The sequence below is a fragment of the Actinomadura fibrosa genome (assembly GCF_900659615.1).
Classification (GTDB): Bacteria; Actinomycetota; Actinomycetes; order Streptosporangiales; family Streptosporangiaceae; genus Spirillospora; species Spirillospora fibrosa.
The window spans coordinates 1-11,230 of record NZ_CAACUY010000266.1; the positions used below are offsets into that span (position 1 = coordinate 1).

Annotated in this window: 6 protein-coding genes; 5 read left to right on the forward strand and 1 reads right to left on the reverse strand. The window is 71.1% G+C overall.

Annotated features, from left to right (window positions below; genetic code table 11):
- The 5 genes from E1300_RS50770 to E1300_RS42015 form a co-directional block, all read left to right on the forward strand.
- Positions 1-339 (forward strand): alpha/beta fold hydrolase (locus tag E1300_RS50770; protein WP_165503238.1); only part of this gene is annotated, 339 nt, incomplete at its 5' end.
- Positions 336-1,214, forward strand: a complete 879-nt coding sequence (locus tag E1300_RS42000) for a class I SAM-dependent methyltransferase (protein WP_131762863.1) — start codon at positions 336-338, stop codon at positions 1,212-1,214. The genes E1300_RS50770 and E1300_RS42000, both read left to right, overlap by 4 nt.
- A 619-nt stretch (positions 1,215-1,833) precedes the next feature.
- Positions 1,834-2,574, forward strand: a complete 741-nt coding sequence (locus E1300_RS42005; protein ID WP_131762864.1) for a hypothetical protein — start codon at positions 1,834-1,836, stop codon at positions 2,572-2,574.
- A 1,811-nt stretch (positions 2,575-4,385) separates the two neighbouring features.
- On the forward strand, positions 4,386-4,655 hold the full coding sequence (locus E1300_RS42010; RefSeq protein WP_131762865.1) for a hypothetical protein: 270 nt from the start codon (positions 4,386-4,388) through the stop codon (positions 4,653-4,655).
- Between the two features lie 72 nt (positions 4,656-4,727).
- The gene (locus E1300_RS42015) at positions 4,728-5,213 is read left to right on the forward strand and encodes a helix-turn-helix domain-containing protein (protein WP_131762866.1); all 486 of its coding nucleotides are present in this window, start codon (positions 4,728-4,730) and stop codon (positions 5,211-5,213) included.
- Between the two features lie 176 nt (positions 5,214-5,389).
- Here the strand turns inward: E1300_RS42015 and E1300_RS42020 are convergent, their stop codons facing one another.
- Positions 5,390-11,122: an RHS repeat-associated core domain-containing protein gene (locus E1300_RS42020; RefSeq protein WP_207400268.1), complete on the reverse strand. Its 5,733-nt coding sequence runs from the start codon at positions 11,120-11,122 to the stop codon at positions 5,390-5,392.
- Between the last annotated feature and the right edge of the window lie 108 nt (positions 11,123-11,230).

Consider the following 11,230-nt stretch of genomic DNA (forward strand, 5'->3'; position numbering starts at 1 on the left):
CGCCGGGCGCGCCCCGCGGTCCTGGCCGCCGTCCGGCGGACCGCCCGGCGGACGGCGCCCGCGTCGGTCGCCTGGGCGCAGCGGGCCATCGCCGCGCGCCCCGACTCCACCGGTGCCCTGACCTCGGCGGACGTCCCGGCCCTCGTCCTCGTGGGGGCCGAGGACGAGCTCGTGACGACCGCCGACGCCATGGAGGCCGCGGCCGCGCTCTCTCAGGACCGTCCTCTGGTCGTGCCGCGCGCCGGCCATCTCCTCCCGCTGGAGGCGCCGGACGTCGTCAGCCGGGCACTCGCGACGCTGGCCTCCTCCGCCGCCGCACGCGCGGAGTCCCGCCCGTGAAGCGCGGCGGCACCTGGGGGTTCGCCTCGTCCACCGGGCAGGACTTCACCCACTCCTCCATCGTGGACGCGCACTTCCGGGCCTGCCTGCCCGCCTACCGGACGCTGCTGGGCCAGGCCGGGATCACCGCCGGTCAGCACGTCCTGGACGCGGGATGCGGCAGCGGGTCCTTCCTTCCCTGGCTCGCCGCCCTGGTCGGACCGCAAGGATCGGTCTCGGCGATCGATCTGGCGGCCGAGCATGTGGAGCTCGCGCGCCGGCAGGTCCCGCTGTGGAACCCGCCGTGCCCGGTGGAGGTCGAGGTCGGGGACATCGTCTCCCTTCCCTTCCCGGACGCGTCGGTGGACGCGGTCTGGTGCGCCAACACGGTCCAGTACCTGGACGACGCGGCCCTGCGGACGGCCCTCGGCGAGATGCGCAGGGTGCTCAGGCCGGGCGGCCGCGTGGCCGTCAAGGACCTCGACCCCGCCCTGATCACGGTGCGCCCCGGCGACCGGTTCCTCTTCACCGACTTCTTCCGCCAGGAGGCGCGGTCACCGGGGTACGCCCGCCAGCTCCTGCGTTCGGCGGACCTGTTCCGCTGGCTGGACGAGGCCGGCTTCGTCCAGGTCCGCCAGCGGACCGTGCTGATCGAGCATTTCGCCCCGCTGTCCCCCGAGGCCAAGGAGTTCTACGGGGCGAGCAGCGCGAAGCTCGCCGAGCAGGCACTGCGGCAGGGCATGCCCGGCCACTGGTCGCGGTTCACCGACCCCGACGATCCGGACAACCCGCTGAACCACCCGCACGGCTACATCTCCGAGGGCAACGTCCTCGCCGTCGCCCGGAAACCGTCGACCGGCCGCATCCCGCCGAAGGGAACGACCAGCGCACGCTGACGAGGGCGCTCGCTCCAGTGATCCGCCATCGCCTCCTGGCGCATCTGCGTTCCCCCTTGTATAACCCCGGCCCCGCTTCCAGAACCAGACAGCACAGGAAATGACTGTCAAGGGGATAAAAGCGATCGGATGGGGGACACCGGAACGCCGTTCATAGAAACGGATGATCATTGCGGCATCGCCGCCCCCCTGCACACTGAACGAACCTGAACAAGAGAGCGTTCATGCAGGTCACAGGCGTGTTCACTTCCTGATCAACTTGAAGGGGACGGAGCATACAAAAGCCGGTTGATTTCGGCTGGTATCTGGCATCCTGTGGCTCGTTTTCGAGTGCCGGCACGGCCGCCCGGGCCGCCAACGGGCCGTCGATGGCGTGCCCATAAGGGCGCGGCGCTCACCGTCCACTACGCACAGGGAAAGAACCGCCCATGACCATCGACCGTGTGGTGTCCCGCCCCGGGGGCACCCGCCGCGGCGGCACCGCCGCGCCCGCCCGCAGGCTCGTTCCCCGCGCCGTTCCGGCCTTGGGCCGGTGATAGTCCGGCCCAGCCTCCTCCCGGCACGCCCGCCCATGGGCCGGCGCGCACGCGCTCAGCGACTGGCCGAAGAGACCGCCCTGGTGAGAAGGCACCTGGACGAGCACTTCGGCTCCGACGGGCCTCCGCACGAGAAGCTGCGCGGCCTGCTGTACTGCCTGCGGCGGCACAAGCACCCCTGGACCACCCAGGAAGAGATCGCCGAGACGGCCAGGCTCACGCTGCCCAAGGTGCGGGAGATCGCCAGAGGCGACTGCGCCTACGTGCTCCCGGACGCGCTCCTCGCCGTCCTCGACGTCCTCGGCGCCGGGCCTCCCGAGATCGCCGCCGTGCCCGCGGATCGCTCACCGCCGCCCGGCCACCCCGACACGACGGGTGCGCTCGACGAGCACGAGAACCGGCCCGGCCCGTGCGGCGGCGCCGAAGCCGCCCCGGCCGCACCCGCGGACACCGGCCCGTCCATCGACCGGGAGCCCGGCAAGGAGGACGGGCGGAGCGACGACCACGGCCGGCCGGACGAGATCGACCCGATGCGCGTCGACACCGTGCAGGAGTTCACCAGGGCCCTTGAGATCTTCCGTCTGGTCCGGGGCCAGCGTCCCCTGCGCGAGATGGCGAAGCGCTGCCTGGACGTCAACGACGAACTCAAGGAGCAGGGCCTCCAGATCCACCCCTACAGCACCGCCTCGTACTCCACCGCGATCAAGGACGGGAAGGAGGGCAAGCCGGCCAGGAAGGAACTGATCCTCACCCCGGATCAGCTCGGCCGGTTCCTCGCCCGCGTCAAGGCGGGAGCCCTCGACCTGCCGGCCGGTCGAGGGTAGATCAATGTATCCCGTGGGACATAGGAGGCGGCCGAGGTGCGGCGCCCGCGCCCTTCGCACCTCCGCCGTCGCATATCGGTTCTCTGCGATGACCATGAGACGACTTGCGTCCTGCGCGTCATCGACTGGCAGCTGGAGTTCTTTTTGAGAATTGCTGGTGATTGAATTCGGGGTGCAATATAAGGAGTTGCTTATTTCTTGTCTTCTCAACTCGGCGTTTGGCCGGCCGCCGCAGCGGGTATCTCGTCCTGCTTGAGGATGGTCCGCGTGGCGGTCGAGCGATGGGAGGCTAACACGTGGCCGCCCTTCGAGACAGAGAAGACGTGTCTCATCCTGTTTCATCTCGCGGTCATCGTGTCTTTTATCGCTTCAGGGGTTCACGTTCGTCGGGCGGCACCCCACAGTGGAGTTCAGCCCAGACGTTGGGATGACTGCCGGGGGCGCTTGGTGGATAGAGCAAGGGGCTCAGTGAATCCGGTAGCGCCTCAACCGGCGGGTCGAGGAAACGGCCCAGGACTTGATGACGGGAGATGGGGGCGTATGGCCGTGTCACGGAGCATGGTTCGTCTGTGCGCTCTCTCCCCCGCGCTGGTCGCGGCGGTACTGCCGACCTGCGGCGCTGTTCTCATCGCCTCTCCGGATGCCCGGTCGGGCCGGCACAAAGACGTCCGGCCCCGCCAGGCTAAACATGGGCACCGGTGCGGCTTGACCGCGTTGGGGCGGGCTCTGTTCCGCCTGGCCAGGCTATGGACGGATGCCGCCTGCCAGCCCGTCCGGGAGGCGGCGCCGGCGGGTTCCCCGCGGCTCGTGCCAGTCGACGGTCCCCCGGATCGAGTCGGCGTCGCCGTTGATGCCGCAGCTGGGCGGTCCAGCGTCGGACGGAGAGGCCGCCGGGCGAAGGTGGCCGGCGCCCGGGGCCGTCGCCGCGCATGGTCGCGCCGGTGTGCCGGCCCTCGGCGGCCCGCCGCGCCCGTTCTCGGCCCAATGAACCGCCGGTCACGTACCCGATGTGCCAGCTCATCGACCATGAGGGCATCCGGACGATGGGGTCGGCCGCGCCGGCCTCGCGACCACATCACTCGCACGCGGCCTGACCACACCGCTCGCGCGCAGCCTGACCACACCGCGAGAACGCAGCCGGGCCACACCGTTCGCACGCGGCTGGGCGCGCCTCGGTGCATGCCCGAGGCCGGCCGTCCCCCGCGGCGTCCACCTACCCGGGACCTGTGGATCGGAGGCCCCTAGGGACCCCTCAGACCGCGTCACCGCGTCCCCCCAGCGCACGAGCCCCTCTGCCCTGAACCTCGCACAGCGGCTCGTGCTTTGGCATGCCCGCGAGTTGCCACAAAAGCGCCCGCGCAACTAGAATGGATGAAGATAAATAGAGCTCCCGCGCACCCGTCTGTTGGCCCGGACGGCGCACGGGAAATGACGGCCCCCCGCTAGTCACGGGGGGCCGTCCCTTATGTGCGGACTCTAGGTCTATCGACCCGAATTCTTTTCCTCTTTCCCGTCTCCGTGGCGCGCCGTTGGTCGAATACCATTCGGTGGTGTTGGCGATCATTCGCATTATGATCATTACATGATGGAACGATCCACTGCCTTTATGATCATCCGAAGCGGCCGAGACGCGTAAGTCCAGGGAAAAGTTCCAACCGACCCCTAGGTGCCGCACCCTTGCCGCCTCGTCTACCATCAGATGGGTAAATCCATATCGATCGGAGTGGCGAGCTGACTACTCGCCTCCGGCTCCGAGGAAAGGGCAGGGCAAGACGCCGTCCGGGCCAACAACCGAAGGACAGGTGAAGGGGTTGAGATCCCTGAATCCCCCGCCGTACTGGCGGGTCGCGCTAACGCTCGTGGCGCTGCTGCTGACGCAGCTGTTCGTGGCCGAGCTGCTGGACGCCGGCTACGACCTGGTGCAGGCGCTCACGGCGGCCGGTGCCGTCTGCGCGATCGCGCAGATCCTCGCCCGGCTGCTCGGCGGAGGCGGAGGCGGGCCCGGCCCGCAGCCGCCCCCGCAGTCGCCGCAGTCGCCCACGCGGGCACCCACGCAGCCGCCCTCGGGCAGCCGCTTGTAGATCGGCCGACCGTCCCTCCGGGGGCCGGCCGGCAGGCGGCCCCCGGAGGGACGGGGCAGGGAGATCGAGATCATGGATGAGATCGAGCAGAAGGTCCAGCGGTTCGCCCTCGGGCTGCGGCACGTGCGCCGGCACGCCGGCGAACCGTCCTACCGCACCCTCAGCAACCAGATGGAGTACTCCTACTCCACCGTCAGCCGCATGCTCAACGGACAGATCTTCCCGCGCTGGGACACCGTCGAGCAGTTCCTGCGCGCCTGCAAGGTCAGCGAGAGCGCGATCGACGGGCGCTGGCGGACGCGGTGGCTGGAGATCGCCGAGCTGACCTCGCCGATCGGCGAACCCGTCCCCTACGAGGACGATGACGAGGACGAGTTCGCCGGCTCCGCCAAGCCGCCCACCCGGCCCACCATGGAGTGCCCCGAGTGCGGGGCGCTCATCGTCAACCCGCTGCGGCACCAGACCTGGCACGCCGCACTCGCCCGCGGCCGCGGACCGCAGCGGCCACCCGCCCCTGCTGGGCAGCATCAGCAGGGTCTGCGCCGAGCCTCAGGCTGACCGAGCCTCAGGCGGACCAGCACGCCACCGTTCACCACCAAGAGGGGCCTCCCCGAGTGAGGGGAGGCCCCTCTGCGCTTTGCGACCGGGCTCGATTTCCCTTGGCGGTCGAGCGGCGTTTCCGGCGGTCCGCGCCTTCCTGGTGCGGAGCGCGGGCCGCCGTCGCCGTTCGGGGGTCAGTACATTCCCGAATCGGTTGGGTTCCTTGACTTGAAGGGGCCCTGGTAGGGGATGTCGGCTATGTAGTCCGTGGTCGTCCACGGCCACTTGATGTAGCCGGTGCTGACGCCGCGGGAGAAGCCGGCCTGTCCGAACGCGGCACCGAGGCCGAGGCCGAGGCCCATCTTGACGTAGCCGCTGTTGTGGCCGTCGTCGAGGCTGTGCTCGAAGCCCGCTCCCCATTTCCCGTGGGCGACGGCGCCGATCTCGCCGCCGAACTCGCCGTAGACGCCCGAGCCGTTGTTGATCTGGTTGGCGGGGTCGGTGTTCGCGGTGACGCTCAGGTCCACGGCCCCTTCGGCGCCGGCGGTGAGGAACTGCTTCACCCCGGCGTTGAGGGCGAAGCCGTTCGAGTCGAAGGAGGCGCAGCCCTCGGCGGAGCCGCCGTAGCCGATCGCGCCGGAGCCGCCCAGGCAGACGGACAGCGAGCCGGGGACCGGGGCGTCGCCTGCCGGGTGCAGGACGGGACGGTCGAAGTCGTTCGGCTTCGTGGACTTCGGTTTGGATGTCGGCTTCGGCGTGGACTTGGGTGCGGGCTTGGGCTTGACGTAGCGGGGGTTGATGTCGCGGGGGTCGAAGATGTTCGGCTGCCGCGGTCCCATGAAGCGGCAGCCGCTGAAGGTGGTGGCGGGGCAGTGGGCTCTCCACGACCTGCGGGCGGCCCGGTAGATGACCCACTTCCACTTGTAGTAGCCCATGTACTTCGCGGCCTGCGCCGACGGGACCGACGCCGAGCCGTCGTTCTCCAGGAGGTACCGGCGGCCGTCGGGGTCGGCCGTGGTGGTGGGGTTGTTGCCGGCGTAGGCGTAGGCGTTGAACTGCTGGGGGTCCTTGGGGTCGAGGACGGGGTCGACGGAGAGGAAGCGGCCGAGGGCGGGGTCGTACTCGCGGGCGTCGAGGTGGGTGATCCCGGCCGTCTGCTGGACGCCGCCGACGAAGCCGCGGGAGCCGAGCCAGGCGGGGGCGGTGCCGCGGGGGTTGCCGAAGGGGTCGGTCGGACGCGGGGTCGTGGCGGAGTCGGCGGCGTCGATCGCGAGAGTGTCGGTGCCGTGGTGGTCGTGGACGAGCCATTTCAGGCCGGTGGGGCCCCGGACGGCGACGGCGCCGCCGCCGAACTCGTAGCGGCGGGCGGTGGTGGCGCGGCCGGTCGCCTTGTCGTAGCGGATCTCGTCTCCGCCGAAGTGGACGGTGATGCCCTTGGAGTCGGTCGTGGCGACCTGGTCGAGGTCGGCGTCGGAGCGGTAGGTGGTGGTGTCCGGGCCGGACGTGACGCTTTCGAGCCTGCTCTGCGGTGACCAGGTGAGGGTCTGGGGGCCGGACGGGCCGGGGCGGCCGGTCATGTTGCCGGCGTCGTCGTACTGGTAGCCGCCGGTGGCGGGCGCGGCGGGGGCGGAGGCCGCCGCGGTGCCGGTGCCGGTGATCGAGGTGACGGCGTTGGGGCGGGCCTTGCCGGGGGCCGGGTAGGTGTAGCGGCGGCCGGCGGTGGCGGCGGCGGCCGCCGTGCCCGTCCCGTGCTGGGTTTCGGTGAGCCGGTTGCCGACGGCGTCGTAGGTGTAGGACGTCCAGTACGGTGCCTGGCCTCCGGCGGCGCTGCCGGGTGAGCCGCAGGGGGTGGACGTGGTCGTCCAGGCGTCGGTGAGGCGGCGGAGCCCGTCGTAGGTGAAGCACTGGAGGTCGGCGGCGCCGATCTCCGGCCGGTCGGACATCGCGGTGACGTTGCCCGCGGGGTCGTAGGAGTACGTCAGGTCCTGGACGCTGCCGGGCCGTTCGCCGCGCCTGTGGACGACGGCGCGGGCGAGGCGGCGGGTGGCGTTCTGGAAGTAGAAGGTCTGCGCGACCTGCTGGGGGGTCTTCCCGGCCGCGGGCTGGTCGCCGGACAGGACCTGGGAGAGCTCGCCGAACTCGGTGTACGCGGCGTCGTACACGTACTTGTGGTCGCCGCTTCCCAGTTCGTAGGGGTTGCCGAGGCTGTCGTACTTGTAGGTGAGGGTCTCCTCGGCGGCTCCGGGGAGGGCGGGGAGGGTGACGGTGGCGGGGCTTCCGTCCGCCTTGTACGTCGTCTCGGTGGTGTAGTCGCCGTCGAGGGGGGCGAGGCTCGCCGGCAGCGTGAGCCTGGTGCCGGTGGGGCGGTAGGCGTCGTCGTAGCCGGTGACGGTCGTGGTGATCTTCTCTGTGCCGGTGTGGCGGGTGGACGAGGACGGCCGTCCCTTGAGGAGCGTGTCGTAGGTCCACTGGGCCAGCGTCTTCCAGCCGTCGGGGGTCTTCTGGCGCTCCTCGGTCTTGCGGCCGAGGTCGTCGTAGCGGTAGCCGACGGTGATGCCGCGCGCGTCCGTGGTGGAGGTGAGGCGGCCGGCGTCGTCGAAGGTCTGGGTGGTGTCGCCCTTGTCCGGGTCGGACGCGGTCAGCTCGTTGCCGAGCAGGTCGTAGCCGTAGCGCCAGGTGCTGCCCGCGGCGTCGGTCATCGTCCGGAGCTGTCCGGCGCCGGTGTAGGTGTACGTCGTCTCGTCGGACTCGCCGGTCGGGGTGGCGGCGTGGAAGCGGCGCTGCTTGGTGAGGCGGCCCTTGGCGTCGGTGTAGGTGGCGACCGGTGTGCCGCCGGCGGGCGGGGTGACCTCGGTGTGGTCGCCGAAGTAGGCGGTGGTGGTGCGGGAGACCTCGTCGCCGAGGGACGAGACGGCCGTGGCGGTGGGCCGTTCCGCTCCGTCGAAGGTCGTGCGGGACATGGCCGGGACCTTGGTGTCGTCGACGCCCGCGAGGGTGGTGCCGGGGTCGCCCTTGTCCGCGTAGGGCCCGTTTGTCTGGAACGCGAGTCCGCGGGAGTCGTACAGGGTGTCGGTGAGGACGCGCAGGGGGCCCTCGCCGGCGGGTCCCGGTCCGGGGGCCTGCTTCTGGCGGGAGCGCAGGAACCCGTCGAAGAGCTCGTAGCTCGTGGTGGTGTTCCCGTTGGCCTTGAGGGTGGAGGTCGACACCCAGGCCGGTGCGTTGGCGCGCACCTCGTAGGCGTAGCGGGTGTTGGGGCTGTCGTCGCCCTTGGCGCGGCCGGGCAGCCAGACGCCGCGGAGCCGTCCGAGCGCGTCGTAGGACAGTTCGGTGCGCCGGCCGTTGGGGTCGGTGACCTTGACCGGCTTGCCGAGGACGGGGTCGACCGCGGTGGTGGTGGCCTGGTCGTCGGCGGGGTCGGACGGCGCCCGCACACTGGTCACCGTCGTGGACGCCGGCAGGCCGCTCGCGGGCGAGTAGCCGGTGGTGGTCGTGTGGTCCAGCGGGTCGGTCTCCTTCACCACCCGGCCGTAGGCGTCGAACGCGGACCTGCTCGCCGGGACGAACCGGGGCTCGCCGTCGACGTACTCCTTGAGCTTCTCCACCTTGGTCGCGTCGCCGGCCGAGGGGGCGGCGCCGAGGTCACCGTCGTCGTAGTAGGTGCGGGTCCGGGAGACCGCGTCGCGCGGGTAGGTCGGCTTGTCGTCGCAGGGGACGCCGTCGGTCCGCACGTCCGACGGCAGGTCGATCAGCCAGGCCGCCTCGTTGCGGGCGTAGGCGGTCGTGGTGCACTGGTCGTCGTCAGGGACGGCGAGGTCGCCGAGGTCGTTGACCTTGGTGGGCAGGCCCTGGTCGTTGTACTCGGTGCCGACCTCGCTGGTCCGCCACCCGCCCGCTTTCAGGGCCTCGCGGGTGGTCGTCTTGGCGGTCTCGACGAGGTGGGACTTCTGGTCGCCTTGGGTCGCGGTCGGGTCGTGCTTCAAGGGGTCGTTGATGACGCTGGTCACCACCGGTCCCCCGGCGCCCTCGTAGGTGATCTGCTCGCGCAGGAAGCCGGCCAGGTGGTCGTCGTCGGGCCAGGAGACGTTCCGCGAGTCGGTGACCTGGGCGCCTTCCATGCCGCGGAAGTAGTGGTACAGCGTCGCCGACGGCGTCCCCTTCTCCGGGTCGCCGTGCAGGACGCGCACCTTCTCGTAGCCGCGGAACTGCGACCACGTCCGGCGGCTCCGCGGGACGAGCGGGTTGTCGTCCTGCTTCCAGCCGGGCCCGTCGGGGTACTCGTAGGTGGTCAGCTCGGTCTGCGCCCCGCCGACCCGGTCCTGGAGCGCCACCGACCGCACCGCGTACTTGATCATCCAGTCGTTGCGCTGGACGTCGCCGTCGGGCGTCCAGATCGCGGGGAAGCAGCGCTTGGTGTTGCCCTGCGGCGCCGGGGGCGCGCCCGGGACGCAGTCGGTGTCGTGGTAGGTGACGGTGACCGCGCCGCCGGACTCGTTGACGACCTGGTCGATCCGCCACTTGTTCATGGGCAGCAGGCCGTCGGTGTCGGTGTTCAGGCGGTTCGGCTTCTGCGCTCCGCCGAAGGTGACCTGCGGCAGCGCGACGGCCTGGCCCTCCACGGCGGTCCCGGCGGCGAGGCCGGTGTGGGTGATGCCGTGCAGCCACAGCGACGGCGTGGTCTTGTCGGTGTTCTCGGGGTAGCTGTGCTCGAACGTCCAGCGGTCGGCGTCCTTGTAGGCGGTTCCGTCCCACACCTGCGTGGTGACGGTGGCCAGCCGCTTGGTGGACCAGAACGTCGGGGAGAACTTCGTGCCGCAGTCCTGCTTCTCGGCGCACGCCTGGTCGGACGGGACGTCCGCGCCGCCGCGCTCGGCGTGGTCGAGGACGACCTTGGCGGTCGGGTGCTCGCCGGTCCGGCCGCCGTACTCGACGGTGTCGAGCGTCCCGCCGCGGATGTAGCGGGCGGGCTTGGCGCCGTTGAGGTTGCGGGCGTAGTAGTTGACTTCAGGGGTGTAGGTGTAGGTGACGACGTCGCCGTGGGTGTCGACGACCTTGTCGAGGTTCCAGCGGTAGGCCTGGTCGCAGGACGACGCGTCGAACGTGTTCTGCTTGCACGGCTCGCCGTCCTCGTTGCCGAAGACCGGCACCGTCCACGCCGACGCCTTGGTCTGCCCGAAGAAGTACTGGGTGCCGTCGGTCGTGGTGACCTTCCAGTACTCGCCGACGCCCTCGGAGCCTCCCTTGTCGCCGTTGTCGGCGCCGGTCAGCCGTTCGACGCGGGAGCCGTCGTCCTTCTTCGGCCGCCAGGTGCTCCCGCCCGCGTACACCAGCGGCGAGGAGTGGCCGGCCAGGCTCAGCGTCGCGTTGTCGGTCTCCCAGCACAGGTCGCCGGTCTTCTTGGCCGGGTCGGTGATGTCGTCGGCGCACCCCGTGTAGCCGCGTTCGATCGAGCCGGGCCACATCGTCCAGCCCTCGCCGACCGCGGACGTCTGGTTGTTCGTCGCGGCGGTCTGGCCGTCGGTCGAGCCGGACGAGTACGACAGCGCCAGGTCGGGCTCCAGGCCGCCGGGCGCGGCGGGCGTCCGCAGCGGGTAGGAGTAGGTGAAGTCGCCAGACTGCGTGGACACCGCCCAGGTGCCGGCCGGTGACAGCGACGTCGCGCGGTAGTCGCCCGTCTGGCCGTTCGGGCCGGCGGTGAGCGCGAAGGTGGAGCCGTCCGCGGTGACGGCCGCGTCCGCCGTCGCCCTCCCCGCCTTGACGTCGTTGGACGTGGGCAGGACCTTCGCGGCCGAGCCGTCGCCGGGGATCTCGACCAGCCGCAGCCGGGCCGCCCAGTCCCCGCCGTAGGCGTGCCGGAAGGACGAGTAGTCGACGGTCAGCGACACCTGGCCGGCGCCGGCGCCGCCGTCCGTGCGGGTCAGCTTCATCATGAGCCCGTCGGCGCCGCGCCTGACCGCGTCGTCGTGGGCGGCCAGCTCGACCGCGACCCCGGACGGCGCGGCCGCCCGGCCGCCGGGGCGCGCGGCGGCGGAGGCGCG

Bases quoted from the DNA above. Each gene is read 5' to 3' on its own strand.
- E1300_RS42015 (WP_131762866.1), top strand. From the start codon at position 4,728: ATGGATGAGATCGAGCAGAAGGTCCAGCGGTTCGCCCTCGGGCTGCGG.
- E1300_RS42020 (WP_207400268.1), bottom strand. From the start codon at position 11,122: ATGATGAAGCTGACCCGCACGGACGGCGGCGCCGGCGCCGGCCAGGTG.